Here is a 26,080-nt window from a genome sequence, read left to right on the forward strand (position 1 = left end):
TATGCCGACCCGCGACGGCGCGGTCTCTTGTGCGGGGCGGCGCAGAGGTCCTAGGCTATCGGCGGGAGACCACCCTTGGACCTGAAAGCCCACATCAAATCCGCACACGGGATCAGCGCTTTGAATGCGCGCCTCCGCCAGATCGTCTATGGCGGCAATGACGGTATTGTCACCACCTTTGCCGTGGTCGCGGGCTTCGCAGGGGCCGGTGCCGAGGGCACCGCGCAGATCGGGGCCGTGGCAGTGATCCTCTTCGGCCTTGCCAACCTGTTCGCGGATGCGGCCTCCATGGGCCTTGGCGAGTATCTGTCGTCCCGCGCGGAGCGCGACGTCTACCGCAAGAATCGTCGGGAGGAGATCCGACGCTTCCGCACGGAAACCGTATCAGAACGCAAGGAGGTGCTCGCGATTCTGGCTGAGAAGGGCCTGAGCGGTTCAGACGCCCGCGCCTTCGCCGACCAGTTAGAACACCATCCCGAGTTGATGGCCGATTTCATGATGCTCTACGAATTCGGCCTGTCGGCTCCAGAGGATGGCGAAGAAGTCTGGAACGGCCTGACCACCTTCATTTCCTTTCTGGCCTTCGGGGTCTTGCCGCTGCTGCCGTTCTTTTTCGGTGTGGCGGAGGCGGATGCGCTGGCCGTTTCCGCAGGCTCCAGCCTCGGGGCGCTCTTGCTGCTCGGATTGCTGCGCGCTCAGGCCACGGGGGAGCGGCACCTGCGCTGCGTGGTCGAAACCTTGCTTGTGGGTCTGGTATGCGGGGCCGTAGCCTATGTCGTGGGATGGGTCGTGATGAGCGGCTGAGGCACCGGATCAAGCCTGCTCGCTCGCGCAAGAATTGTCCGTTTGACCACAAAGCCGGTTCAACTGAGCGGCAACAACATCGCATCACGCAAGGCATACGTGAAATCCACTGGCAGTTCCCGTGGCGCTGAGGCTTAGTCCGACCATGCCAGCACCTGTCCCCCTGCCAAGTCCCGACGATATTCGGCATTCCGCCCTTGATGACGCGCAAGGCCTTTGCATCGGTGTCCTTCTTTGCGCGGTCGGACTGACCTTCCTGAGCCATCTCGGCCTCGTGACAGGCCAAACGGCGGGTCTGGCCTTGGTGATCAGTTATGCGACCGGCTGGTCTTTCGGCCTCGTTTTTTTCGTGGTCAATCTGCCGTTCTATTGGCTCGCCTACCGCAAACTGGGGCTCGAGTTCACTTTGAAATCTCTGGCCTGTGTCACGGCCCTGTCGCTCGCGACCGAAGCCATGCCGCTCGGGTTCACGATCGAGAAGATTACTCCCGTACTGGGCGCGGTGATCTTCGGCGCCACAACGGGGCTCGGGCTGCTGGCGATCTTTCGGCACAGAGGCTCTCTGGGCGGTCTCGGCGTGGTCGCCTTGCTTGTGCAGGATCGAACCGGAGTCCGCGCGGGATACGTGCAGTTGCTTTTCGATCTTGTCCTTTTTGCCGTGGCAGCCTTCCTGTTTCCGCTGTCGATCATCGCCTATTCCCTTGTCGGGGCAGCGGTGGTGAATGGGGTTATCGCCTTCAATCACAATCGGAAACGCTATATCGCGACGTGACTCACGTCCGTTTAGGGAGGCTTGTCATGCATTACGTCGCACTGTTTTGTGCCATCATCGCCGAGGTTATCGGGACAAGCGCGCTTCAAGCCAGCCAGCAATTCACGAAACCCGGCCCCTCAGCCGTGGTCGTCATCGGCTATGGTCTGAGCTTCTATTGCATGGCACTCGCACTGAAGGTGATGCCCCTCGGCATCGTCTATGCCGTGTGGTCGGGCATGGGGTTGGTGTGTATCGGCGTGATCGGCTGGATCGTCTTCGGTCAGAAGCTTGACCTGCCTGCGCTACTGGGGATCGGATTGATCCTGTCCGGTGTTCTCGTCATCCACCTGTTCTCGACCACGACAAGCCTTTGATCGGGCGCGAAACTGCAACATCCCCTTGACGCTGCCGTCCGGATACCTCGACACTGCGGCCATGTTGAGACCCGTTGCAATCTGCGCGCTCTTCGCGCTTGCCCCGCCTGCCCTGGCCGATGTCCGCCTCAGTTATTCGGACGCCGGTCGTACCTTGTTTTCGTTCGACGTGCCTGCCTTCTGGACAGTTGAAAGCGGCGGCGAACGCGCGATCACGCCCCCGGGGGAGGAGATAGCGCGTACAACCCCCCAGCTGGTGTCGATCCGGCCGACCGTCGATCCGACCGTCTGGATGGGATTTTTCTCCCCAGACGGAGTGCGCACTGTAGAGGAAGGCGTCGACTACCTGTCGGAAATCGAGAAGTTTCTGGCCAACGAACCGGAGGTGACATCGGTCGCGCCGGGACGGGTTGGCGGCCTGGCCGCTCAAATTATCAAGGGCAGCGGGCGTCGTGACGGGCAAGCCATCACCTTTACAATTGCGGTCGTTGACTTGCCCGGATCTCGTGTCGCGATCGCGGCGGGTGTCGCCGAAGCCCGCGCCGACCCGGAACTGGTTTTCGAGATCAACAGCGTATTCTCCAGCATGAGGGCAGGCCAATGACCCCGCGCACCATCATGAAAACAGGACTCGCGCTGCTGGTCGCAGGGGCTGTGTCCGGCTGCCAAACCGCGGTCGGCGTCAGCTATGGCTACGGGTATTCCGACCCGTTTTACTGGAACCACTACTATCGAGACGATGTGGACGTCGATATCGACGTGAACCGCCCCTCACGACCCGACCGGCCAGAGCGCCCACCGATCGCCAAACCCAAGCCGCCGATCGCGAAACCGCCAAGCATCCGGCCGCCCATGCACAAACCGTCGACGCGCCCTGCCCGTCCCGGAGGTGGACGCTTGCGCTAAGGCGGCCCTCATTCAGGTATCGTCGAGCGCGTCCACGATCACGAGTTCGCGCTCGGCCGCGCCACGCGCGTAGCTGAGGGCTTCTTGGTAGGCTGAAGAGGCATAGCATTTTTCAGCCTGCGCGCGGCTCTCGAAGCGCACGACAACGTGGCGTTCGCGCTCAGGCCCCTCCAATTGCGTGAAACCACCGCCCCGGGCGAGAAACTGCCCGCCGTGTTCCGCAATGGCGACCGTGGCGCGCTTGGCGTATTCGCCGTAACGGTCTGCGTCTGTGACGTGCACATGTGCGATCCAGAAAGCTGACATCTTGTTATCCTCCAATCACTGCCTTGGCGGCGGCGATCGCCGCATCCGCTTTGCTCGCGTCCTTGCCCCCGCCCTGAGCCATGTCAGGACGACCACCGCCGCCCTTGCCCCCAAGCTCCGCCACCGCGGCTTTGACGAGATCGACGGCCGACAGACGGTCGGTCAGATCCGCTGTCACACCGGCGGCAACAGCGGCCTTGCCCCCGGTATCGGCAATCAGCAGGATCGCCCCGGAACCGAGCCGCGCTTTGTGCTCGTCGATCAACGACGGAAGATCGCGCCCGGATACCCCGGACAGGGACTGCGCCAGAAAGGGCACCCCCGCCACAGCTTCGGCCTCGGGTGCAGCGGTGCCTTGCCCGCCTCCAGCCATGGCCAGTTCCCGGCGCAACTGCGCCACTTCGTTCTGCAAGGCCTTGCGTTCGTCCAGCAGGGATCGCACGCGCTCCGGAACATCCGCAGCCTGCGCCTTGAGGCTGGCTGCAACTTCCGCAAGCCTGTAATCCTGAGCACTGAGATAGGCGAAAGCGTCTTCGCCGGTCAGCGCCTCGATCCGGCGCACCCCAGAAGACGACGCCGTCTCTCCCACCGTGACGAACACACCAATATCGCCGGTCTGCTTCACATGGGTGCCGCCGCAAAGCTCGAGCGAATAGGTCTCGCCCGAAACACCTTTGCCGGAGCCGGATTGGCGGCCCATCGACACAACACGCACCTCGTCGCCATACTTCTCGCCAAAAAGGGCCTGCGCACCGAGATCACGTGCCGCGTCAGGGGTCATGATGCGGGTCTCAACGGGACTGTTCTGGCGAATGTAGGCGTTCACCTCGGCCTCGACTTTTTGCAGCTCTTCGAGCGTCAGGGCCTTGGAATGGCTGAAATCGAACCGCAAGCGGTCCGCGGCATTCAGAGATCCACGCTGCGCCACATGAGCGCCCAAGGCCTGGCGCAGCGCCTCGTGCAAAAGGTGCGTCGCGGAGTGGTTGGCCCGGATCGCCGTGCGCCGCGCGGGATCGACTCGCATCTCCAGCACGTCGCCGGCTTTCAAGGGTTGCGCTTTCGGGGTTACCTTGTGCGCGAAGAGGCCGTTCCTTTTCTGGGTGTCGTGGATCGCCCCGGAGCCATTGGACTTCAGATAGCCCCCGCTATCTCCGACCTGCCCGCCGGATTCCGCATAGAACGGTGTCTGGTTAAGCACCATCCATCCGGTCTCGCCCTCGGCCAGTTGCGCGACCTGCGCACCATCCTTGACCAGTGCCAGAACCTGTCCTTCGGCGACCTCGGTGTCATAGCCCAGGAACTCGGTTGCGCCATGAGTCTCTGCCAGATCGAACCAAATGCTCTCATCGGCAGTTTCACCGGAGCCTGCCCAAGCCGCGCGAGCTTTGGCCTTCTGATCCGCCATGGCGGCATCAAAACCCTCGGTTTCCACGGCACGTCCCTTCTCGCGCAGCGCATCCTGAGTCAGATCGAGCGGAAAACCATAGGTGTCATAAAGCTTGAACGCTGTCTCGCCCGGCAAGGCACCCCCCTCGGGAACATCGGCCACGGCCTCGTCCAGCAGCTTCAGGCCCCGGTCCAGCGTCTGCCGGAAACGGGTCTCCTCCAGCATCAGTGTCTCTTCGATCAACGCCTGCGCGCGCCCCAGCTCGGGGAAAGCCTGCCCCATCTGTCCGACAAGCGCGGGAACGAGTCGATACATGACCGGGTCCTGAGCGCCCAGCAAATGCGCATGACGCATGGCACGCCGCATGATCCGGCGCAGTACGTAACCGCGCCCTTCGTTCGATGGCATCACCCCGTCTGCGATCAGGAACGAGGTCGAGCGCAGATGATCGGCGATGACGCGGTGATGAACGTTCTTGTCGCCGTAAGGATCGACGCTGGTGGCATGCGCAGAAGCCTCGATCAAAGTCTTGAACAGGTCCGTGTCATAATTGTCATGGCTGCCCTGCAGCAATGCGCCGATCCGTTCAAGTCCCATTCCCGTGTCGATGGACGGCTTTGGTAAAGGCTCCCGCGTGCCATCCTCGAATTGCTCGAACTGCATGAAGACGAGGTTCCAGATCTCGATGAAACGGTCGCCGTCCTCTTCCGGGCTGCCCGGGGGCCCGCCCCAGATGTGGTCCCCATGGTCATAGAAAATCTCGGTACAAGGTCCGCAAGGCCCCGTCGGGCCCATCATCCAGAAATTGTCATTGGTCGGAATCCGGATGATGCGGTCATCGCTCAGGCCCGCGTGCTTCTTCCATATCTCGGCCGCCTCGTCATCGGTGTGGTAGACCGTGACGAGAAGTCGGGACTTGTCGATGCCGAACTCCTTGGTGATCAGGTCCCAGGCGAAGGGAATCGCATCTTCCTTGAAATAGTCCCCGAAGCTGAAATTCCCCAGCATTTCGAAGAAGGTATGGTGACGCGCGGTATAGCCCACATTGTCGAGATCATTGTGCTTTCCACCTGCGCGCACGCATTTTTGGCTGGTGGTGGCGCGGTTGTAATCGCGGTGCTCCAGGCCAGTGAAGACGTTCTTGAACTGCACCATCCCCGCATTAGTGAACATCAGCGTCGGGTCGTTGCGCGGCACAAGCGGTGAGCTGTCGACGATCTCGTGGCCGTGGCCACCGAAGAAGTTCAAGAACGTACTGCGGATTTCATTAAGGCTCGGCATCTTGGCATTCCCGGAGAGTTGTTCAAGCCGGTGTACCGCTGGCTTGCGGGGCTGTCCACACCAAGGCGCGCGGCGCCACACCTCATGAAAACGGCCCCGCGAAGGGGGCCGTTTTCATATCACTTCGTGCTCCGCAGATGCATATCAGTCGTCGAGGATCTCGGCCTCGCTGTCGGGCATCTGGAAATCCAGCCCGTGCGCTGCGCGGATCTTGTCCTCGAGCTCAAGCGCCGTCCTCGTGTTGTCGCGGAGATACTGCTTTGCGTTCTCCCGTCCCTGACCGATCCTCTCGTCTCCATAAGAGAACCAAGACCCCGATTTCTGCACGACGCCAGCCTTCACGCCGAGATCGATCAACTCGCCCATTTTGGAGATGCCTTCCCCGTAGATGATGTCGAACTCAACCTGTTTGAAAGGCGGGGCCACCTTGTTCTTCACGACCTTGACCTTCGTGGTGTTCCCGACGATTTCGTCGCGATCCTTGACCGATCCAATGCGGCGGATGTCGAGCCGGACAGACGAATAGAACTTCAGCGCGTTGCCGCCCGACGTGGTTTCGGGTGAGCCGAACATCACACCGATCTTCATGCGGATCTGGTTGATGAAGATCACCGTGCAGTTGGATCGCGATATCGCGCCGGTCAGTTTGCGCATGGCCTGACTCATGAGGCGCGCCTGGGCGCCGACTTGGGCATCCCCCATATCGCCTTCGAGCTCGGATTTCGGGGTAAGCGCAGCCACCGAGTCGACGACCACCATGCTGACCGCCCCGGACCTGACGAGAGTCTCCGTAATCTCGAGAGCCTGCTCGCCGGTATCGGGCTGAGAAATCAGCAACTCGTCCAGATCTACACCAAGTTTCCGGGCGTATTGTGGGTCCAGCGCGTGCTCTGCGTCCACAAACGCGCAGACACCACCCTTTTTCTGCTCTTCGGCAATGCAGTGCAGGGTCAGCGTGGTCTTGCCGGAACTTTCAGGGCCGTAGATCTCGATGATGCGGCCCTTGGGAATACCCCCGATTCCGAGCGCGATATCCAATCCGATCGACCCGGTCGAGGTCGCTTCGATCTCAGCCACGGGACTGTCGGCGCCGAGCTTCATGATGGAGCCCTTGCCGAATTGCCGCTCGATCTGCGCCAAGGCGCTGTCGAGAGCTTTCTGCTTGTCTGCGTTACGATTGTTGGTCACGTCCAAAAGACTCGCGCTGGCCATGTTTTGCCCCTTATTTCATACCGCCATCATCGCGGCAATCGCTGCGTTGTTCTTGCCCTGTTCTCTTTTTATGGGACCATAAAGAGAACAATTCAAGTGTAATCTAAGCCAGTTCAGATTGACCAAGCAGGGTTAAGAAAAGGTTTCCACATACGATCTCCGTCGGGGAACGGGTTAGCTCGCGTCTTTGACCGAAAGCACACCATCCCGCATCGCGGATTGCGTCTGCACAGTGGCGATCAGCTGTTTCAGGGAAAAAGGCTTAGGCAGGAAAACCGAATTCGGGATTGGATCCTCTTCCCCGGAAAGCAGGTCTTCAGCGTAGCCTGATACGAAAACAACAGGGATACCCGGACGCAGCGCGAGAGCCTGCCGCACCCAGCTCGGTCCATCAAGCCCGGGCATGATGACATCTGTCACAAACAAATCGACCTCGAGCGCGGGATTTTCCAACAACTCCAGGGCAGCCTCGGCATTTTCGGCCTCAAGCACGGTAAAGCCGTTCAGACGAAGCGCACGGGCAGCGAAAGCACGAACCGGGGCTTCGTCTTCAACCAGCAGAACGACGCCGTCCCCGGTCGCGGCTGGCCGCTCCGGCGGGGCGGCGGTACTTTCGGTCGGTATGACGGTCTGTCCATGGTAAGCTGGAAAAAAGATCTCGAACGCCGTGCCCTTACCGACGACGCTTTCAGCAAAAATGAAGCCACCGGACTGCTTTACGATCCCGTACGCGGTCGACAGGCCCAGCCCGGTACCCTCCCCCGTTCGTTTCGTAGTGTAGAACGGCTCGAAAATCTTCGTGATCTTGTCCTGCGGGATCCCGATGCCCTGATCCGTGACCGTAACACATGCGTAGTCGCCAGCGGGCAGCGTGACGCGCGCTCGCGTTATCGGGTTATCCAGGACAACGCTCTTGGCCTCGATGGTGATCTCCCCCCCTTCGGGCATCGCATCCCGTGCATTGACAACGAGGTTCATAAGCACCTGTTCCAACTGGCGCCGATCTGCCCGCATCGGGCTGAGATCGGGGTCAGTCATCAAGGTCAGCGATACCCGCTCACCGACAAGACGGTTCAGCAAATGGGTCAGGTCCGACAGCGTATCGCGCAGGTCGATCAACTCGGGCTGCAAGGTTTGTTTGCGCGAAAACGCCAGTAACTGGCCCACAAGACTCGCCGCCCGGTTCGCATTCTGATTAATCTGCACGAGATCTCCGTACTCGGGGTCTCCCTGATCATGCCGCAGCAGCAACAGATCGCAATGGCCTGAGATTGCGGTCAGCAGATTATTGAAATCATGCGCGACACCACCTGCAAGCTGCCCAATTGCCTGCATTTTCTGGCTCTGAACGAACTGGGCTTCCAAGGTCTTCAGCTCTGTCGCATCATGAAGAACCGCTGTCAGAACGGGGCCCTCTGCACTTTGGGAGCGCATCAGGGAGACCTGTAAAAAGCTCTCCTCTGTCCGGTCGCGAACGCGCAGTACTTCGGGCTGCAAGGGGTGGTGTGCGTGCAATGCATCTTCAAGCCATGAACGAACGGATCGCCCCAGCCCTGTGACAAGATTGGCAAAATTCATATCTGGGTCGATATGATCGATGCTCAGAAGGGATCGAGCAGATGCATTGGCCTGCAACAACTGACCGTCCACACCGAGTTTCAGAACCGCAACCGGAAGCTCTTCGAGACCCGTCTTTAGGTCATGAACACTGGAGAGGTTCTCGATGGGGATCATCGCGATCTCACGACGGCCCGCCGAAAGCGATGTCTGCTGCAGGTACACGGTTACGTGTCCATCTGGCGTGATGATCTCCGCGGTCGAGGCCGTGTCTGTTGGTGGGGTCACGAACACCGCAGTCAGATCGCGAGCCCGGATGCCGATCATGCGCCTTAGAGCATCGTTCATCGACAGGACCGTCCCGGTTTGCGAGACGGTCAGTACCGGAACCGAGCCGGAGCCGCCACCATTTCCCCCACGGGTCGCCAGCGCCTCCATCCGGAAGAGCATTTGACCGCTGGCATAGGATCGCAATGCGAACCGAGCATGTCCCTGCCGGACAGCCACATCCTCAATACTCATCGAGCCGCGCTCAAGGCCACGTCGCAACCGGCGCAGAAGCCCGGACGCATCGGGCATCACGCTCTCGACCGAGGCAACGATGCCAACATCTGCAAGCGCCGGAAACTGCGCCTTGGCCGCCCCGTTTGCCCAGAGAACCTGCTGGTCTGGGTCAACGACAATCGAAGGTGCGGAGTCACCCTCCAGAAAGGGAAAAAGCGCCACGAGTTTGGGATCAATGCGCGTGCCGGCGAAGCGCGCGCGCAGTTGCAGGAGAATCAGCAAGGCCACGAGGGTTATGGCCGAGACAGCCAACGACAACCTGATGGTCTGATCCTGCAGCAGGATCGCAACGGCCGAGATGACAGCGGCCGACCCGAGCAACAAGACAGCCTCCCGGGTGCCCTTGCCCGGAAAGATCCTTCTGCTTTGCCCCTGAAGCGGCTGATCGCTCACTCTGTCCTCCGGTTCACCGTTTGCCGCAGTCTTGGTCCGGTTGGATTAAGCTACGCTTAACAGCCGCCGCAATTCAACCTTTGGTTGAGCGTTCATTCCGAAGGATACCGAAGTAGAATCCGTCCCCCGGGTTTTCGGGCAACATCTGCGATGCCTCCAGAAGCGAAAATGCGGGAAACGCCTGCAAGAACCAAGCAGTCTGCGCGGCATTTTCCACCGTCAGTATTGAGCAGGTCGCGTAAACGAGGAAACCGCCCGGCCGCACCAGGGGTGCGGCGGCGGTCAGTACGGTTCTCTGGGTTGCAACGTACTCTGCAAGCCGGTCTGGCGTCAGCGTCCACTTGGCCTCGGGTGAGCGCCGCCAGGTGCCGCTGCCCGAACATGGCGCATCACAGAATACAAGGTCGAACGCGCGCGCCTCCGCGCGATTCCACATTCGCAGGTCTGCCCCTGCACGAGCTGCCCGATCTGGCAGGTCCCGCATCCTTTTGAGGTTTGCGTCGTGCACATGGATGCACCCCCCACTTCCTGCCGCGAGGGCCAACGCTTTCCCGCCACCACCGGCACAAAAGTCGAGAATGCGTCCCTTGTGAGGTACAGGGCTGCGCAAAACGGCCAGTTGCGAGGCGGCGTCCTGCAACTCCACAAGGCCGTCTGTAAAGGCGCGCGACCTGACAACACTGCGAGCGCCCTCCACGACCCGAAGAGCGGTCGCCACGCCCGCAACCCGTTCAGTCGCGATTCCGTCTTCATAAAGGGCTTCTTCTGCCTGCCCCACAGATGCCTTCAAGGTATTGACCCGCAAATCCACCGGGGCACGCTGCTGCAAGGCCGCGCACACGCCCAATGCTGCTTCGCCAAAGCTGTCTTGCAGCTGGGCAAAAAGCCAGCCCGGCATATCCAGGGCCACATCATCCGGCATGTTCTCGGCTTGGCCGAATTGAGCGATCTCGTCCCCGGTCACCGGAAAGGGTGCGTAGGTTTGTCCGTTGAACAGGTCCTCGGGCGCCAGCCCGCGCTTTCGAAGCGCGCCGACCATCAAGCCTCGCGCGCTCAGACCACCGCCAAGCCAAGCGTAACTCGCCCGACAGCGCAAGGCATCGAACACGAGATCGCGCAAAGCGGCACGGTCTTTGGAGCCTGCAAAACGATGCGACCGGCACCAACGGCTCAGGGCCTGCTCCGCAGACTGCCCCGAGAGATATGCCTCCAGAATCTCGATGGCGCCTTGCACCCGCGCGGCAGGTGTCATGGATCAGCCCATCCGGTAATTTGGGCTCTCTCGGGTGATCTGCACATCGTGCACATGGCTTTCCTTCAGGCCCGAGCCCGTGATGCGCACGAAATTCGCCTTGCTGCGCATCTCGTCAACGGTGGCGGCACCGGTGTAGCCCATCGCCGCGCGCAATCCCCCCACGAGTTGGTGGATGACCGCGCCTGCCGAGCCCTTGTAAGGGACTTGCCCCTCAATCCCTTCGGGCACCAACTTGTCGGAAGCTGCATCTTTTTGAAAGTAACGATCGGCCGAGCCGCGCGCCATCGCCCCAAGACTGCCCATGCCCCGATAGGATTTGAACGACCGGCCCTGATAGAGGATCACCTCCCCGGGGGACTCGTCGGTGCCCGCGATCATCGAGCCGACCATGGCGCAGCTTGCACCTGCGGCGATGGCCTTCGCGAAGTCGCCGGAATACTTGATGCCCCCATCGGCAATCACCGGGGTTCCCGTGGCCTCTGCCGCTTCCGCGCAATCCATGATGGCCGTCAATTGCGGCACCCCCACGCCGGCCACGATCCTTGTCGTACAGATCGATCCCGGCCCGATGCCGACCTTGACCGCATCAGCCCCTGCATCGATCAATGCGCGGGTCGCCTCGCCGGTCGCCACGTTGCCCGCCACGACCTGCACCGAGTTCGACAGGGTCTTTGCGCGTTCGACGGCCTTGGCAACGCCCTCGGAATGACCATGGGCGGTGTCGATGATGATCAGGTCTACACCCGCTTCGACCAGCGCCTGCGACCGCTCGAACCCGGCATCGCCCACGGTCGTGGCCGCGGCCACACGCAGGCGGCCCAACTCGTCCTTGCAGGCCTGCGGGTTCAGCACCGCCTGCTCGATATCCTTGATTGTCAGCAGGCCCGTCAGCTTGCCGTCACCATCGAGAACCAGCAGTTTCTCGATCCGGCGCGCGTGCATCAGGGACTTGGCCTCGGCGAGATCCGCAGGCTCTCGCAGGATCGCAAGGTTATCCGCAGTCATCATCACCGAAACCGGGGTGTTGTCGTCAGACGCAAACCGCATATCCCGATTTGTGACAATCCCGAGAACCCGGCGCTGTTCGTCAACGACTGGAAAACCGGTGATCTTGTAGCGCTCCATCAGCGCCTTGGCGTCGGCCAGGGTCTGATCCGGGCGCAGCGTGACAGGGTTGTAGACCACACCGGATTCAAACCGCTTGACCTGTCGGACCTGGCGTTGCTGTTCGTCTATGGACAGGTTCCGGTGCAGCACCCCCATGCCACCGGCCTGAGCCATTGCAATCGCCATGCGCCACTCCGTCACCGTATCCATGGCGGAGCTCAGAAGCGGAATGTTCAGGGCGATGGATTTCGTGACTCTCGTGCGCGTGTCAGCCTCCGAGGGCAGGACGGAACTCGCCCCGGGAACCAGCAGAACATCATCAAATGTAAGGGCCTCGCGAATCTCCATCACGCACTCCTGTCGGGGACTTCGTTAGGCACGTCCCCCTCGCATGGATTGCTCCGCACGGCAAGTGCTTGGCTGCGGATCAGGGGGAGCTCAGGCGGGCGCGCGACGACGCAGACAATCCGCGCAGGGCCACCGCCAGCGACGTGACATCGGCCCCTACGCCGACGAACCGGGCGCCCGCCGCCGCAAAGCGCACCGCATCTGTCTCAGAGAAAGCGAGCACACCGGGCACCTTGCCGCTGCGCGCGATCTCGCCGAGGGCGGCGCAGATCACCGCATCCACCTCGGGCGCGTCCGCGCGCCCGGGATAGCCCATGTCCGCGGCAAGATCCGCAGGACCGATGAAGAGCACATCGACCCCCTCCACCGCCGCGATCTCCGGAATGGCCCGCACCGCTGCATGGCTCTCGATCTGCACGATGGTGCAGATCTGCGCGTTTGCCGTAGTGACATACTCGGCATCGAGAGAATACCCAGATGCCCGGGCGAGGGCCGCCCCCACGCCGCGCACGCCGTCGGGGGGATAGCGCATGGCACGCACAATCTGCTGCGCTTGCGCGGCTGTTTCGACCATTGGCACCATGATCGTCTGGACCCCGAGATCGAGCGCGCGCTTGAGCACCCAGTCCTCGCCCACGGGGACGCGGACAATCGGCATGGCGCCCTGCCCGACCATGGCGCGCAGTTGGTCGATCATCTGCGCCGGATCGTTGGGCGAATGCTCTCCATCCACGAGGCACCAATCGAAGCCACAGCCCGCCGCCAGTTCCGCAACCGCGGGTGCGCCGAAGCCCAGCCAGATGCCGATCTGAACGTCGCCGGCCAAGAGGGCTTGTTTCAATTGGTTTTCAGGCGCTGCCATGCCCCGTCCCTCCTGACATCGCTAATACGAGCCGCACCCTAGCCACTCTGGCGCGCGCATCGCAAGACGCCACCGGGAGAGTTCCAGCCAAGACTTGGGGTTTCTGAGCCTGAGCGTACCGAACCGTACCTGATGATCCAGCTCCTCCGCGTCGGCCGAATGATCCTTCCCTTTTTCGCGCCTCTTAGACATGGGAACAAGTCAGGACAAATTAGCTCGGCCCGGTCATGATCACGCTATGCGCCATCATTGACGGGAAACGCTTGGCACTGGATCAATGGGGCGCGAAAGTAACGTGCTTGCCGTGGGGGTAATGCAGCGAAACGCCGTCCTTGAAGACGTGGACCTTTGCCGGCTCCGCGGTCAGGCGCGTGACCTGACCCTTAAGATCCTTGTGAATGCCCTGCAGCTTGCCGATGGTCGGATCCTCACCCGAGGGTGCCTCGAAATAGAGGAGCGTGACCTCACCCAGTGCCTCGGTTATGGCCACCTTCCCTTCGAAGACATAGTCGCCACCAGGCGCGGCTTCGACCATGTCTTCGGGCCGCACGCCGACATTCACCGCTGCCCCCATGAGGCTGTCGTCGGAAGGGTAATCCGACACGGCCCGCCCGCCGTCGGTCATCTCGACCGTGGTCTGCGCCCCCGTACCGATGATCTTTCCCGGCAGAAGGTTCATTTTAGGCGAGCCAATGAACTGCGCCACGAACTCGTTTTCGGGTTTCTCGTACAACTCCAGCGGTGAACCAACCTGGGCGATCCCGCCCCCGGCAAGGACCACGATGCGCGTGGCCAGGGTCATCGCCTCCACCTGGTCATGAGTGACATAGACCATGGTGGATTCCGGCATCGCCTCCTTCAGCTGGGCGATTTCCAGCCGGGTCGCCACCCGCAAGGCCGCATCGAGATTCGAGAGCGGCTCGTCGAAAAGATAAACCTTCGGATCGCGCACGATAGACCGACCGATCGCCACCCGCTGCCGCTGTCCACCCGAAAGCGCCTTGGGCAGCCGGTCGAGATATTGTCCGAGTTGCAGCTTTTCGGCCGCCGCCTCCACCGCCGCGTCGATCTCGGCCTGACTTTTCTTGGCGATCTTGAGGGCGAAGGACATGTTCTCCCGCACTGTCATGTGGGGATAGAGCGCGTAGGACTGGAACACCATGGCAATGCCACGCTGCGCAGGCGGAACATCGTTGACCACGGTGCCATCGATCTCCAGCGTGCCGCCCGTGATTTTTTCCAACCCCGCGATCATCCGTAGCAGCGTGGATTTTCCGCATCCCGAGGGGCCGACGAACACGATCAGCTCCCCCTGCTGGATGTCGAGGTTGATGTTGCTCAATACCTTGACGTCGCCATAGGCCTTCTCGACACCCGTCAGTTTCAAATCCGCCATTGTCCCCTCCCACTCCTGATATTCAACACCGCGACCGCGTCACGGTGCCTTCAGCGCAATGCAGGGCTGCCAAGGCCCGAGATGCACGCGCCCGTCCGGGCTTGTCCCGCCTGAATTCAATTCCGCCCCGATCTGCATCCAGTTGCCCGGAGGCAGATCGACCGCACCGGGCGCATCGCTCATGTTGATGGCGACGAATACCGTCTCTTCGGGGTCCTTGCGCAGAAAGCTAATGACGTCGCCGACAACGGTCACATCCGAAATATCGCCTTTCACCAATGCCGGATGGGCGCGGCGGAAGGCCAGCGCCCGGCGGTAATGGTGCAACAGCGCGTCCGGGGCTTCTTCCTGGACCGCGACCGCTAGGCCGAGATGCTCGGTCGAGACCGGCAACCAGGGCCGGTGAATAGAGAAGCCGCCCGACATGTTGTCCGATTGCCAGACCATCGGCGTCCGGCAGCCGTCCCGCCCCTTGTATTCCGGCCAGAACTCGATGCCGTAGGGGTCCTGCAGGTCGTCGAAGGCCACTTCCGCCTCCGGCAGGCCCAACTCTTCGCCTTGATACAGGCATACGGACCCGCGCAGACACATCAGGAGGGTCAGCATCCCTCTTTGTGCGCCCGGGGTCAGGTCCCAGCGGGAGACATGGCGCATAACGTCATGGTTGGAAAACGCCCAGCACGCCCAACCGTCGGACGCAACCTCGTCGACCTTGTTGAGAACCTCCGCCACCCGCTTGGCGGTCAGCTTCTCCTGCGCAAGAAATTCGAAGGCGTAGCACATATGCACCCCGGTCTCTCCCCGGGTGTACTGGCCGAGGATCTCCAACCCGTACTGCGCGTCACCGACCTCGCCCACAGCCGCGATTGCTGGGTATTCCTCCATCATCGCGCGGAATTTTGCCAGGAATTCCAGGTTCTCCGGCTGGTTCTTGGAGTAAAGATGCCGCTGGTGATTATAGGGGTTCACTTCTGGCGCGATGTTGGAGTTGCGTTCTTCCGGCGGCAACGGAGGATTGTCGCGCAACTCTGCGTCGTGGACATAGAAGTTGATGGTGTCGAGCCGGAAGCCATCCACGCCCCGGTCCAGCCAGAACCGCCCCACACCTAGCAGCGCATCCTGAACGTCGGCGCAGTGAAAGTTCAGATCCGGCTGCGAAGTCAGGAAGTTGTGCAGGTAGTACTGGCAACGCCGCGCGTCCCAATGCCAGCCTGAGCCGCCAAAGATCGACAACCAGTTGTTCGGCGGCGTCCCGTCTGGCTTGGCATCGGCCCAGACATACCAGTCAGCCTTGGGGTTGTCGCGACTGGATCGACTTTCCTCGAACCAGGGGTGCTGGTCGCTGGTGTGGCTGAGAACAAGGTCGATCATCACCCGCAGCCCATACATGTGCGCGGTCTCGATCAGGGCATCGAAATCCGCCAAGCTGCCAAACATAGGATCAACGTCGAAATAATCGCTGATGTCGTAGCCGAAATCCTTCATCGGCGACGTGAAAAACGGGCTGATCCAGATCGCATCCACCCCGAGCGAGGCGATATAGGGCATCCGCTCCACGATCCCCAGAAGATCGCCGATCCCGTCGCCATTGCTGTCCTGGAAGCTACGGGGGTAGATCTGATAGATCACCGCCCCACGCCACCAATCCGGATCGGCAGCGAGGCTCTTGACCTCGCGCATTTGCGCCTCTGCGTTCATCGGCAGGGGTTCCTTACTTGACCGAGCCGGCCAAGAGGCCGCGCACGAGAAAACGTTGCATGGAGAAAAACACCAGGAGCGGCACCGCGATGGATACAAAGGCCGCCGTGGCGAGGATCTCCCAGTTGCCGCCGCGGGTGCCCAGAAGCTCGACGATCTGGTTGGTCATGACCGTCGTCTGGCCGGTGGCATCGATCAGGAAGACCTTGGCCACCAGCAGGTCGTTCCAGGTCCACAGGAACTGGAAGATCGCGAAGGAGGCCAGCGCCGGGAAGGACAGCGGTAACACGATCTTAGTGAAGATCTGGAAATCCGTTGCCCCATCGACCTTGGCATTTTCGATGATGTCCCGTGGCAAACCGACCATGTAGTTGCGTAACAGATAGATCGCCAGCGGCATGCCAAACCCCGTATGGGCCAACCAGGTGCCAAGATACCCCTTCCCGATCCCGATCGCATTGTGCAGGGTCAAAAGCGGGATGAGTGCCAGTTGCAAGGGCACGACCAGCAAGCCCACAATAAGCGCAATCAGCAGCGCACGACCCGGAAATTCCATCCAGGCCAGCGCATAGGCCGCGAAGGCCGCCACAAGGATCGGGATGATCGTCGCCGGGATCGTCACGGTTAGCGTGTTGAAGAACGCCCGCGCCATTCCTTCCGAATTGTTCGGATCGAGGAGCATGTTTTCATAGTTCGCGAAGGTGAACTCCGGCGGTGTGGTGGCGGTCACAAAGACCCTTTGGCCGCGCCCACTGATCTGATCGTCAGTGCCCGACCAGACATAGGCGCCATTACTCTGCACGGTAATGGTTTCACCGTCTCCCAGGTCGGCCGTCTCGCCCGCGGTATAGGCGGCCACATCGCGGCTGGACGTGCCCCATACGCTGATTTCCGCCTCCGAAATGCCCTCGTCCTCGAAGAGATTGCCCTTGACTACGAACAGGTCGCCCTGTGGCATCCGGAAATCATCCGGGTCCGCCGCGCGCAAGGTGAGGTTCTGTTCCGACGGGAACATCGCCTTCCACCAGCCGCTCGACGAGATCTGCTCCACCGTCCGGAAGGACGACACGAACAGCCCGAACGTCGGCAGCAGCCACAAGACCACCAGCCCCACCACGGAGAGTTGCACAGCCCAGGTCAGCGAAGATTTGCTTCCAGCGATATTGTCCATCGGTCCCTCCCCGCGCCTCAGCGCATTTCCTTGCGCGCGCTGTGGATGTTCCAGATAAGGATTGGTGTCACCAGAAGCATGATCACCATGGCACTGGCCGACCCCACGCCCCAGTCATTGGCGCGGAAGAGCTTGTCGAACATGTAGTTCGCCAGCACCTGCGTCTCCCATTGCCCGTTGGTCATGGCGAAGACGATGTCGAACACCTTGAGCACCACGAGCGTGATCGTGGTCCAGACCACCACCACTGTGGGCATGATCTGCGGTACCTTGATCTTGAAGAAGATCTGCAATGGCGAGGCCCCGTCGATGATCGCGGCCTCGATGGTCTCTTCGGGAATGCCCCGCAAGGCGGCCGACAGGATCACCATGGCAAACCCGGTCTGCACCCAGACCAGCACGATCATCAGGAAAAAGTTGTTCCAGAACGGGATCGTCAGGAACGTTACCGGGTCACCACCCAGCCCAACGATGATCGCGTTCAGGATACCGATCTGCTCCTGCTCGATGGGGCGGCCGTCATAGACCAGCTTCCAGATCACCGAAGCCCCCACGAAGCTGATCGCCATGGGCATGAAGATGATCGACTTGGCGACGTTGCCCCATTTGATCCGGTCGGTCAGTTGGGCCGCCAGCAAACCGAAGGCGGTCGAGAGCGCAGGCACCACAATGAGCCAGAACATGTTGTTGCGCATGGCTTCCCAGAATTTCGGCTCCGAGGCCATCTGGGCGTAGTTGTCGAGCCCGACCCACTGATACCCGCCGCCGGGCACCCGTTCGAGCAGCGACAGGCGCAGCGTTTCAACCACCGGGTAACCGAGATAGAGCAGGAGGACGAACAGCGCCGGAAACAGGAAGATCCATGGCCGGATCTGGTTGGCGCGGTTTATGTTGCGCCCCGCCTTCGGACCCTTGGCCGGGTAGAGCACCTTATCGAGAAACTGATTGGCAAAGTAGAAATAGCCGACACAGCCGCCGACGCCGATGATGATGGTGATCAATCCCTGAAATGCCGGATGCATGACCACTCCCCCTCTTAAAAATGCCGCGTGGGGTTGCGGGCGGCCCGATCAGGCCGCCTGCCGTTTGCGCGTTTACTTGAGAGATTCCCAGGAGGCCTGGATCTCGCTCGCCACGTCGGCGGCGGATTTCGCACCGGAGGAGTAATCGACCATACCAGTCCAGAAGGTCCCTGCCCCGACGCCGCCAGGCATCAGGTCCGAGCCGTCGAAGCGGAAGGTGGTCGCATTGGTCAGGATCTCGCCCTGCCCGCGCAGCGTATCGCTGGCATAAGCCGCGGGGTTCGCGCCCTTGAACGGGGTCAAGAACCCATCCTGCGCCATCATGATCTCATGGGCGAAGGGCGTCTTGAGAAACTCGATGAAGGCGCTTGCAGCCGGGTTCTCGTTGGTGATCGCGAACAGCGTACCGGCACCCAGAACCGGACGCCCCAAGTCCTTTTCCTCAAAGGCCGGGAAGTAGAAGAAATCCGCATCCTCGCCCAGCTCGGTGCCCTCGGGGAAATAGGCGGGAATGAAGCTCGCCTGGCGGTGCATCATGCAGGCGGGGGGCGAAGCAAACAGGCCCAGCGGGCTTTCGCGGAAATCGACAGACGCGGTGTCGTTGGCATTGCCCACCACGTAATCGTCATTGCGGGTGAAGCTGCCGTACTCCTCGATCGCCGCAACCACGCGCGGGTCGTCGAAGGGCATCTCGTTGGACACCCAAGCATCATAGACCTCGGGCGGCTGGGTGCGCAGCATCAGATCCTCAACCCAATCGGTCGCCGGCCAGCCCGTAGCCCCCCCAGAGCCCAGTCCGACGCAAAGCGGCGTCTGACCGTCCTCGACCATCTGGTCCATCAACGCTTTGAACTCTTCCATGGTTTCGGGAACTTCGTAATCGAAATCCTCGAAGTTCTCGGGGATGTACCAGACCAGCGACTTCACGTTTACATTGAAGAAAAAGCCGTAGAGCTGGTCGTTGCCCGACCCGTCCGCATAGGTGCCAAGATCGATCCAGGACTGCCCGGCGGCATAATTCTCACGCAGCCAGTCGTCGGTGCCATCGGGAAGCGGGGTCAGGAAGCCGCGCGCTGCCATGGTGGTCGCCAGACCCGGCTGTGGAAACACGGTCAGGTCCGGAGCGGAACCCGCCTCGGCGTCAATCACGATCTGCTGCTCGAGACTGTCGGAGCCCACATAGGTCGCATTTGCCCCGGTCGCTTCGTTGAAGAAGGCCACAAGGTTTGAGAATGCATCGGCCTCCCCGGCGAGCCAGGGCCCGAAGATCGACAGGTCCTGCCCGGACAGGTCGGTGGCCTCGGCGAACGCTTGATAGCTGTCCCAGTTGAACTCACCCTCTCCCGGCGTGAACGCAAGATGGCCTCCGGCTCCGGCCATGCCAGCAGACAGGGCGAGCGCAGCCGCACTCGCGTGAAGTGTGTGTCTCATGTCAGTCCTCCCAGACCGGCGACATCCGTGGTCGCTCGTGTGTTCGATGCGCGCCCGACTCACGCTCAAAGCGCTTTGAATGCGCAAGCCTTCGTCCGTTAGCGCAAACCTGTCAATCTCAGAAATTCGCAACATGCGAATATTTTCATCGTGGCCTCACCGGGAAATCAAAATCAAGATCGAAAATTAAGCTTTTGACGCAGATCGCTTTTCCCGCTTAGGGTGAGGATCAAGCTGACCCCGCGCGACAACGGACACATGAACCTCAAGCAGCTTTCGGAAAAACTGGGCCTGTCTCCGACCACGGTGAGCCGGGCGCTGAACGGCTACCCGGAAGTGTCCGAAAACACCCGCCGCCGCATCCAGGAGGCTGCGGAACAGTACAACTATTTCCCGAGCGCACGAGCCCGGTCGCTGGCCACAGGGCGCGCCATGGCCATTGGACACGTGCTGCCGATGACCATATCCTCGGAGATGGTGAACCCTGTTTTCGGCGATTTTCTCGCCGGGGCCGCCGAGACCTACTCCAAGTCCGGGTATGACATTACCCTGTCGAGCGTGCGCGCTGAGGATGAGTTGAAATGCTACCGCGATTTCGCGGCCAAACGCATCGTCGACGGGGTGATCGTCCATGCACCGCGCACCGATGATCCCCGCATTGCGCTGCTGAAAGAGTTGGGGTTGCCCTTCGTCGTCCACGGACGCGCGCCCATCGCCGATGACAGTTATGCTTGGCTCGACATCAACAATCGGCGCGCCTTTTATCGTGCCACGAAGCTGCTGATCGACCTCGGCCATCGGGAAATCGCCCTGATCAACGGCCAGGAGCAGATGGATTTTGCACAACGTCGGCGTGCCGGCTATAGCGCCGCGATGCACTCTGCCGAGCTCACCCTGCGCCCTGAATTGATGGTATCGGAGGAGATGACCGAAGGCGTTGGATATGCTGCGGCCAAACGGATGCTGTCGCTGAAAAAGCCACCCACGGCGTTTCTCGTCTCCTCCATCATCACCGCCATAGGGGTCCGCCGCGCTGTCAGCGATCTCGGCCTGCGGTTGGGACAGGACATCTCGGTGGTCATCCATGACGACGAGATCAGCTATCTGCGCAACGGCGATACGGAACCGTTGTTCACTGCGACCCGCTCTTCGGTGCGCGCGGCGGGACGGCGCGCGGCGGAAATCCTGCTGCAGCAGATCGCACAGCCCGAAGCCGCCCCCGTGCAAGAACTCTGGGAAGTGGAGCTGTCCCTCGGCCAATCCACCGGACCCGTCCGCCACAGCTAGGATGCCGCCATGAGTTTCGATCGCAACACCTATCCCGACGGTTTTCTCTTCGGGGTCGCCACCTCGGCCTACCAGATCGAAGGTCACGGGCAAGGTGGTGCCGGGCGCACCCATTGGGACGATTTCTCCGCCACACCTGGCAACGTGGCGCGCGCCGAGCACGGCGCACGCGCCTGCGGACATCTGGACCGGCTGGAAGAAGATCTCGACCTGATTGCAGGGCTCGGCGTCGATGCCTACCGCTTCTCGACCAGTTGGGCACGGGTTCTGCCCGAGGGGCGCGGCGCGCCGAACATGGAGGGGCTCGATTTCTACGACCGGCTGGTCGACGGGTTGCTCGCGCGGGGTATCAAACCGGCCGCCACGCTCTATCACTGGGAACTTCCCTCGGCGCTCGCCGATCTCGGCGGTTGGCGCAACCGGGATATCGCGTCCTGGTTCGGCGATTTTACCGACACGATCATGGATCGCATCGGCGACCGGGTCTGGTCCGCCGCCCCGATCAACGAGCCTTGGTGCGTCGGCTGGCTCAGCCATTTCCAGGGTCACCACGCTCCCGGCCTGCGCGATATCCGTGCCACTGCCCGCGCCATGCATCACATCCTGCTCGCCCATGGCACCGCCATTGCTCGGATGCGCGACATGGGGATGCGCAACCTCGGGGCCGTGGTGAACATGGAGTACGCGCAACCTTTGGACGACAGCCCGACCGCGATGGCCGCTGCCGAGCTTTACGACGCCATCTACAACCAGTTCTTCCTGTCAGGTATGTTCCACAACACCTACCCGGAGCCTGTGCTCGCAGGACTTGCCCCGCATCTGCCCGACAGATGGCAGGATGATTTCGACACGATTGCCACGCCGCTCGACTGGGTCGGGCTGAACTATTACACGCGCAAGATCATCGGCCCCGGTGACAGCCCCTGGCCCGCTTATCGCGAGATCGACGGGCCCCTTCCCAAGACCCAGATGGGATGGGAGGTGTTTCCAGAAGGGCTGCATGCGCTGCTCACCATGATGCAGGCGCGCTTTACGGGCGACTTGCCGATCTACATCACCGAGAACGGCATGGCCTCGGCCCTCCCGGTCAACGACGCGGACCGCCTTGCCTATCTCGATGCGCATCTGGCGCAGGTCCGACGCGCTATTGCGGACGGCGTTCCGGTGGACGGCTATTTCATCTGGTCGCTGATGGACAATTACGAGTGGTCCTTCGGCTACGAGAAACGCTTTGGTCTCGTGCATGTTGATTTCGACACGCTGGTGCGCACGCCGAAAGCCTCTTACCGGGCGCTGGCATCTGCGTTAAATCGTTAGCGCTACCAAAAACGATCAGTGATTCCGCGGAGCCCTGCGATGACTTCCTTGCGAGACGCCCCTGCCCTTGTGGCCGATATCGGTGGCACGAACACCCGCGTGGCGCTGGCCGACGGCCCGGTCCTGCGCGCAGGCAGCGTCGAGAAGTACCGCAACGCGGACTACTCGTCTCTCGACAGCGTTCTGCGGAGCTATCTGGAGAAGATGGAAGTCGCCGGTTGCAGCGGCGCCTGCGTGGCGCTTGCCGGACCAGTGCGCAATGGGATCGGCCACCTGACCAATCTCGACTGGCGCATGGACGAGGACCTGCTGTCGGAGGCCACCGGGGCACCGGTGGTGGCCCTGCTGAACGACTTGCAAGCGCAAGGGTTCGCCTTGGGTCATCTGGAAGCTGCTTGCCTGCGCCCGGTGATCTCGCGCCCTCCCCCCGCCGCGCAAGAAACCCGCCTGATGATCGGCCTCGGTACCGGGTTCAACGCCGCGAGTGTTCTCTACACTCCCGCGGGCCGCATCGTGACCCCGTCGGAGGCCGGGCATGCAAACCTTCCCGTACGCACCGAACAGGAGTTGCGCCTATGTCGCTTCGTAGAGACCGCCCACGGCTTCCCCGCAGTCGAGGACGTGCTCTCGGGGCGCGGACTGGAGCGGGTTTATAACTTCCTCAGCCCGACACCCGATCAGCCGCAGCGCCTGTCCGCCGCCGAGGTCATGGCCGCCGCCGCCCGCGAGGAGCGGCAAGCACTGGATGCGCTGGAACTGTTCATCGGTCTGCTCGGGACGGTTGCGGGCAATCTCAGCCTGATCCACCTGCCATTCGGGGGCGTGTATCTTTGCGGCGGAGTCGCCCGGCATATCGGCCCCTATCTCGGCTCCATGGGCTTTGCCGAGGCCTTTGCCAACAAGGGCCGCTTTGCCGATTTCATGCGCGATTTTCCGGTGTGGCTGGTCGAGGACGATTTCGCCGCCCTGACCGGCTGCGCCAGCTTTCTGGATGAGCGCTGCCGCAACTAAGGGGCCGGCAAAGGCTCGGTCCGCTGTTCTGTCCGGCCCGCGCGCCAGAGCTTATGCACGAAGGCTGCCACGAAGACCGCCGACAGGATCAGAATGATTGTCGGTGCAGGCGCACTGTCGAGCCAGAAACTGGCATAGACACCGGAGATTGACGCGAGGCACGTCACCGCCACCGCAATCCACAGCATATGCACGAACCGCTTGGTCACAAGAAACGCAATCGCCCCGGGCGCGATCAGCAAGCCGATGGCAAGGATGATCCCGACCGCCTTGAGCACCGCAACGATGGTCAGCGAAATCAACGCCAGAAGCCCGTAATGAAGCCAGGCTACCCGTAGCCCCACCGCCCGCGCCTGCGCCGGATCGAAAGCATGAAGCAGGAAATCCCGCCATTTCACCAACAAGATGCCCGCAACCACCACAGCAATGATGCCCGCGGTCGCCAGATCCCCGGACCCGATCCCCAACATGTTGCCGAAAAGGATGTGGTCAAGGTGCATGTTGGTCTCGATCTTGGTGTAGATCACCAACCCGAGCCCAAACATCCCCGAGAACACCACCCCCATCACCGTGTCCTGCTTCACCCGGCTGTGGGCCTGCAGATATCCCGTCGCCAACGCGCAGGTCATTCCCGCCGCGAAAGCCCCGAAGATCAGCGGGATGCCCAGCACATAGGCCAGTACGATCCCGGGCAGCACCGCATGGCTGATCGCGTCGCCCATAAGGCTCCAGCCCTTCAGCACCACGAAGCACGACAGGATCGCCGTGGGCACCGAAATGAGCACCGCGATCAGGAATGCGTTCTGCATGAACGGAAACTGGAACGGCGCAAAGAGAGTATCGATCATTCTGCCGCCTCCAGGGGGCGCGTCGCACCCTCCGACGGCTGTGCCATGACCATGCCACGCGCGGCCCGCCGCCGCGCGGCCAGACGCCCGTGCTTGGGCGCAAAGAAGAACGCCAGCAGAAACAGGAGCGTCTGCAAGCAAATGATGATCCCGCCCGTCGCCCCGTCGAGATAGTAGCTAAAATAGGCCCCAACAGCCGCACTCCCCGCTCCGATGCAGACCGCGATGATCAACAGCCGTTGGAACCGGTCGGTCAAAAGGTAGGCGGTCGCGCCCGGTGTCACCACCATGGCGATCACGAGAAAAGCGCCAACCGTTTGCAACGCTGCGACCGTACAGGCCGAAAGAAGCACGAAGAACAGGAACTTCAATCGGACCGGGTTCAGCCCGATGGACCGCGCGTGGTTCTCGTCGAAGAATGTGACCATCAGGTCCTTCCACTTCACCAGAAGCACGGCGAGCGACACGCCTCCGATTAAAACCAGCTGCACTGTATCAGTCGGCGTGATCGCCAGGATATTGCCCAGCATGATGGTCTGGATATCCACGGATGTCGGCGAGATCGACATCATGAACAGGCCCAGCCCGAAGAAAGAGGTGAAGATCAGACCGATGATCGCGTCCTCCTTCAGCCCGGAGCGCTGGTTCAGAAACAGCATTGTACCTGCCGCCAAGCCCCCGGACAGGAACGCCCCGAGTGCGAAGGGCAGCCCCAGCATGTATGCGCCCGCCACACCCGGCACGATCGCATGGCTCAGCGCGTCGCCGATCAACGACCAGCCCTTGAGCATCAGGTAACACGACAGAAAGGCACAGACCGCCCCAACCAGCGCGCTGACCCAGATCGCATTTGTCATGTAGCCGTAGCTGAACGGCTCCAGAAGCGTCCCGATCACCGCGTGTCCCCCTCATCGGGCGAGGTCAGCGTACGGGTCTTCTCGTCATAGGTAACGAGCGGGCGTTCGTCGTCGGTAAAGATCATCACCTTGCGCGCGTCGTCATCGTCATGCAGGTCCGCGCCCTCAAGAACGAAGTGACGCAGCACTCCGCCGAAGGCTCGCTCCAGGTTCGCTTGGGTGAAGGTCGTCTCCGTCGGACCATAGCCCAGAACCGTGCCTTTCATCAGGATTGTCCGATCGCAGAATTCCGGAACCGAGCCGAGGTTGTGGGTCGAGACCAGCATCACGCGGCCCTCATCCCTCAAATCGCGCAGCAGGGCGATGATGGCCTCCTCGGTCTGCACATCCACCCCCGTGAATGGCTCGTCGAGCAGGATCACCTGCCCGTTCTGTGCCAGTGCACGCGCCAGAAACACCCGCTTGCGCTGGCCGCCCGACAACTCGCCGATCTGGCGCGTCCGAAACTCTGCCATGCCGACGCGCGCCAACGCCTCCTGCACCGCCTGCCGGTCCTTGGCGGAAGGAATGCGCAACAATCCCATATGGCCGTAACGGCCCATCATCACCACGTCCTCCACCAACACAGGGAAGGACCAGTCGACCTCTTCGTTTTGCGGAACATAGGCGATCTTGTTGGCCTTCAGGGCAGCCGCGACCGTGCCGCCCATCACTTCGATCTCGCCCTTGGCGACCGGAACGAACCCCATGATCGCCTTGAACAAGGTAGATTTGCCCGCCCCATTCACCCCCACCAGTGCGGTGATAGAGCCTTGCGGAATTTCGAAACTCGCATCGTTGAGCGCGGTCAGCCCGTTGCGATAAGTCACTGTGACCCCACGCGCGCGCAGCCCGATCGGGACTGGGGTCTCAATGGCAGCGGCTTCGGGCAT

The 26,080-nt window shown here is 61.6% G+C and carries 23 protein-coding genes; 8 read left to right on the top strand and 15 right to left on the bottom strand.

Annotated features, from left to right (window positions below; genetic code table 11):
* The first annotated feature begins 75 nt into the window (after positions 1-75).
* The 5 genes from DSHI_RS08330 to DSHI_RS08350 all read left to right on the top strand — a co-directional run bounded on the left by DSHI_RS08330 (position 76) and on the right by DSHI_RS08350 (position 2,838).
* Positions 76-804 carry a VIT1/CCC1 transporter family protein gene (locus DSHI_RS08330; RefSeq protein ID WP_012178308.1) on the top strand — a complete coding sequence of 243 codons (729 nt, stop codon included), beginning with the start codon at positions 76-78 and terminating at the stop codon, positions 802-804.
* A 145-nt stretch (positions 805-949) separates the two neighbouring features.
* Positions 950-1,576 carry a YitT family protein gene (locus DSHI_RS08335; protein WP_012178309.1) on the top strand — a complete coding sequence of 209 codons (627 nt, stop codon included), beginning with the start codon at positions 950-952 and terminating at the stop codon, positions 1,574-1,576.
* A 26-nt stretch (positions 1,577-1,602) separates the two neighbouring features.
* Positions 1,603-1,932: a DMT family transporter gene (locus tag DSHI_RS08340; protein ID WP_012178310.1), complete on the top strand. Its 330-nt coding sequence runs from the start codon at positions 1,603-1,605 to the stop codon at positions 1,930-1,932.
* A 25-nt stretch (positions 1,933-1,957) separates the two neighbouring features.
* Positions 1,958-2,536 carry a hypothetical protein gene (locus DSHI_RS08345; protein WP_157865294.1) on the top strand — a complete coding sequence of 193 codons (579 nt, stop codon included), beginning with the start codon at positions 1,958-1,960 and terminating at the stop codon, positions 2,534-2,536.
* A gap of 14 nt (positions 2,537-2,550) precedes the next feature.
* On the top strand, positions 2,551-2,838 hold the full coding sequence (locus DSHI_RS08350) for a hypothetical protein (RefSeq protein ID WP_245533063.1): 288 nt from the start codon (positions 2,551-2,553) through the stop codon (positions 2,836-2,838).
* 12 nt (positions 2,839-2,850) lie between these two features.
* Here the strand turns inward: DSHI_RS08350 and DSHI_RS08355 are convergent, their stop codons facing one another.
* The 12 genes from DSHI_RS08355 to DSHI_RS08410 all read right to left on the bottom strand — a co-directional run bounded on the left by DSHI_RS08355 (position 2,851) and on the right by DSHI_RS08410 (position 19,828).
* Entirely contained in the window at positions 2,851-3,144 is a 294-nt protein-coding gene (locus DSHI_RS08355) for a DUF1330 domain-containing protein (RefSeq protein WP_012178313.1), read from the bottom strand.
* A gap of 4 nt (positions 3,145-3,148) precedes the next feature.
* Positions 3,149-5,812, bottom strand: a complete 2,664-nt coding sequence (alaS, locus tag DSHI_RS08360; protein WP_012178314.1) for an alanine--tRNA ligase — start codon at positions 5,810-5,812, stop codon at positions 3,149-3,151.
* Positions 5,813-5,956: 144 nt separating this feature from the next.
* Positions 5,957-7,024, bottom strand: a complete 1,068-nt coding sequence (gene recA / locus DSHI_RS08365) for a recombinase RecA (protein ID WP_012178315.1) — start codon at positions 7,022-7,024, stop codon at positions 5,957-5,959.
* A gap of 174 nt (positions 7,025-7,198) precedes the next feature.
* On the bottom strand, positions 7,199-9,538 hold the full coding sequence (locus DSHI_RS08370; RefSeq protein WP_012178316.1) for an ATP-binding protein: 2,340 nt from the start codon (positions 9,536-9,538) through the stop codon (positions 7,199-7,201).
* 73 nt (positions 9,539-9,611) lie between these two features.
* On the bottom strand, positions 9,612-10,790 hold the full coding sequence (locus tag DSHI_RS08375) for an RsmB/NOP family class I SAM-dependent RNA methyltransferase (protein WP_012178317.1): 1,179 nt from the start codon (positions 10,788-10,790) through the stop codon (positions 9,612-9,614).
* Between the two features lie 3 nt (positions 10,791-10,793).
* A complete protein-coding gene (gene guaB, locus DSHI_RS08380) occupies positions 10,794-12,248 on the bottom strand; it encodes an IMP dehydrogenase (protein ID WP_012178318.1) in 1,455 nt (484 codons plus the stop codon).
* A gap of 79 nt (positions 12,249-12,327) precedes the next feature.
* A complete protein-coding gene (locus DSHI_RS08385; RefSeq protein WP_012178319.1) occupies positions 12,328-13,110 on the bottom strand; it encodes an HpcH/HpaI aldolase family protein in 783 nt (260 codons plus the stop codon).
* A 274-nt stretch (positions 13,111-13,384) separates the two neighbouring features.
* A complete protein-coding gene (locus DSHI_RS08390; protein WP_012178320.1) occupies positions 13,385-14,506 on the bottom strand; it encodes an ABC transporter ATP-binding protein in 1,122 nt (373 codons plus the stop codon).
* A gap of 39 nt (positions 14,507-14,545) precedes the next feature.
* Positions 14,546-16,204 carry an alpha-amylase family glycosyl hydrolase gene (locus DSHI_RS08395; protein WP_012178321.1) on the bottom strand — a complete coding sequence of 553 codons (1,659 nt, stop codon included), beginning with the start codon at positions 16,202-16,204 and terminating at the stop codon, positions 14,546-14,548.
* A gap of 13 nt (positions 16,205-16,217) precedes the next feature.
* Positions 16,218-17,375, bottom strand: a complete 1,158-nt coding sequence (locus DSHI_RS08400) for a carbohydrate ABC transporter permease (protein WP_012178322.1) — start codon at positions 17,373-17,375, stop codon at positions 16,218-16,220.
* A gap of 17 nt (positions 17,376-17,392) precedes the next feature.
* Positions 17,393-18,397, bottom strand: a complete 1,005-nt coding sequence (locus DSHI_RS08405; RefSeq protein ID WP_012178323.1) for a carbohydrate ABC transporter permease — start codon at positions 18,395-18,397, stop codon at positions 17,393-17,395.
* Positions 18,398-18,469: 72 nt separating this feature from the next.
* Positions 18,470-19,828, bottom strand: coding sequence for an ABC transporter substrate-binding protein (locus DSHI_RS08410; RefSeq protein ID WP_012178324.1), 1,359 nt, complete (start codon positions 19,826-19,828; stop codon positions 18,470-18,472).
* 258 nt (positions 19,829-20,086) lie between these two features.
* On the opposite strand from DSHI_RS08410, the gene DSHI_RS08415 reads away from it, so the two are divergent.
* Genes DSHI_RS08415 through DSHI_RS08425 form a run of 3 tightly spaced genes read left to right on the top strand, consistent with a single transcriptional unit; the run spans position 20,087 to position 23,443 of the window.
* Entirely contained in the window at positions 20,087-21,115 is a 1,029-nt protein-coding gene (locus DSHI_RS08415) for a LacI family DNA-binding transcriptional regulator (RefSeq protein ID WP_044027697.1), read from the top strand.
* A 9-nt stretch (positions 21,116-21,124) separates the two neighbouring features.
* Positions 21,125-22,432, top strand: coding sequence for a GH1 family beta-glucosidase (locus tag DSHI_RS08420; RefSeq protein ID WP_012178326.1), 1,308 nt, complete (start codon positions 21,125-21,127; stop codon positions 22,430-22,432).
* 39 nt (positions 22,433-22,471) lie between these two features.
* Positions 22,472-23,443, top strand: a complete 972-nt coding sequence (locus DSHI_RS08425) for a glucokinase (RefSeq protein ID WP_012178327.1) — start codon at positions 22,472-22,474, stop codon at positions 23,441-23,443.
* Here DSHI_RS08425 and DSHI_RS08430 read toward each other — a convergent pair.
* Genes DSHI_RS08430 through DSHI_RS08440 form a run of 3 tightly spaced genes read right to left on the bottom strand, consistent with a single transcriptional unit; the run spans position 23,440 to position 26,080 of the window.
* The gene (locus tag DSHI_RS08430) at positions 23,440-24,291 is read right to left on the bottom strand and encodes a metal ABC transporter permease (RefSeq protein ID WP_012178328.1); all 852 of its coding nucleotides are present in this window, start codon (positions 24,289-24,291) and stop codon (positions 23,440-23,442) included. The two genes, DSHI_RS08425 and DSHI_RS08430, sit on opposite strands and share 4 nt — an antisense overlap.
* Positions 24,288-25,187 carry a metal ABC transporter permease gene (locus tag DSHI_RS08435; protein WP_012178329.1) on the bottom strand — a complete coding sequence of 300 codons (900 nt, stop codon included), beginning with the start codon at positions 25,185-25,187 and terminating at the stop codon, positions 24,288-24,290. Before DSHI_RS08435 ends, DSHI_RS08430 begins: the two co-directional genes overlap by 4 nt.
* Complete coding sequence (locus tag DSHI_RS08440; RefSeq protein WP_012178330.1) at positions 25,184-26,080, bottom strand: manganese/iron ABC transporter ATP-binding protein; 897 nt, start codon at positions 26,078-26,080, stop codon at positions 25,184-25,186. Before DSHI_RS08440 ends, DSHI_RS08435 begins: the two co-directional genes overlap by 4 nt.

Source organism: Dinoroseobacter shibae DFL 12 = DSM 16493 (genome assembly GCF_000018145.1).
In the GTDB taxonomy this organism is placed as follows: Bacteria; Pseudomonadota; Alphaproteobacteria; order Rhodobacterales; family Rhodobacteraceae; genus Dinoroseobacter; species Dinoroseobacter shibae.

Bases quoted from the DNA above. Each gene is read 5' to 3' on its own strand.
- DSHI_RS08335 (WP_012178309.1), top strand. From the start codon at position 950: ATGCCAGCACCTGTCCCCCTGCCAAGTCCCGACGATATTCGGCATTCC.
- DSHI_RS08340 (WP_012178310.1), top strand. From the start codon at position 1,603: ATGCATTACGTCGCACTGTTTTGTGCCATCATCGCCGAGGTTATCGGG.
- DSHI_RS08350 (WP_245533063.1), top strand. From the start codon at position 2,551: ATGAAAACAGGACTCGCGCTGCTGGTCGCAGGGGCTGTGTCCGGCTGC.
- DSHI_RS08355 (WP_012178313.1), bottom strand. From the start codon at position 3,144: ATGTCAGCTTTCTGGATCGCACATGTGCACGTCACAGACGCAGACCGT.
- alaS (WP_012178314.1), bottom strand. From the start codon at position 5,812: ATGCCGAGCCTTAATGAAATCCGCAGTACGTTCTTGAACTTCTTCGGT.
- recA (WP_012178315.1), bottom strand. From the start codon at position 7,024: ATGGCCAGCGCGAGTCTTTTGGACGTGACCAACAATCGTAACGCAGAC.
- DSHI_RS08375 (WP_012178317.1), bottom strand. From the start codon at position 10,790: ATGACACCTGCCGCGCGGGTGCAAGGCGCCATCGAGATTCTGGAGGCA.
- guaB (WP_012178318.1), bottom strand. From the start codon at position 12,248: ATGGAGATTCGCGAGGCCCTTACATTTGATGATGTTCTGCTGGTTCCC.
- DSHI_RS08385 (WP_012178319.1), bottom strand. From the start codon at position 13,110: ATGGCAGCGCCTGAAAACCAATTGAAACAAGCCCTCTTGGCCGGCGAC.
- DSHI_RS08390 (WP_012178320.1), bottom strand. From the start codon at position 14,506: ATGGCGGATTTGAAACTGACGGGTGTCGAGAAGGCCTATGGCGACGTC.
- DSHI_RS08395 (WP_012178321.1), bottom strand. From the start codon at position 16,204: ATGAACGCAGAGGCGCAAATGCGCGAGGTCAAGAGCCTCGCTGCCGAT.
- DSHI_RS08400 (WP_012178322.1), bottom strand. From the start codon at position 17,375: ATGGACAATATCGCTGGAAGCAAATCTTCGCTGACCTGGGCTGTGCAA.
- DSHI_RS08405 (WP_012178323.1), bottom strand. From the start codon at position 18,397: ATGCATCCGGCATTTCAGGGATTGATCACCATCATCATCGGCGTCGGC.
- DSHI_RS08410 (WP_012178324.1), bottom strand. From the start codon at position 19,828: ATGAGACACACACTTCACGCGAGTGCGGCTGCGCTCGCCCTGTCTGCT.
- DSHI_RS08415 (WP_044027697.1), top strand. From the start codon at position 20,087: ATGAACCTCAAGCAGCTTTCGGAAAAACTGGGCCTGTCTCCGACCACG.
- DSHI_RS08420 (WP_012178326.1), top strand. From the start codon at position 21,125: ATGAGTTTCGATCGCAACACCTATCCCGACGGTTTTCTCTTCGGGGTC.
- DSHI_RS08425 (WP_012178327.1), top strand. From the start codon at position 22,472: ATGACTTCCTTGCGAGACGCCCCTGCCCTTGTGGCCGATATCGGTGGC.
- DSHI_RS08430 (WP_012178328.1), bottom strand. From the start codon at position 24,291: ATGATCGATACTCTCTTTGCGCCGTTCCAGTTTCCGTTCATGCAGAAC.
- DSHI_RS08440 (WP_012178330.1), bottom strand. From the start codon at position 26,080: ATGCCCGAAGCCGCTGCCATTGAGACCCCAGTCCCGATCGGGCTGCGC.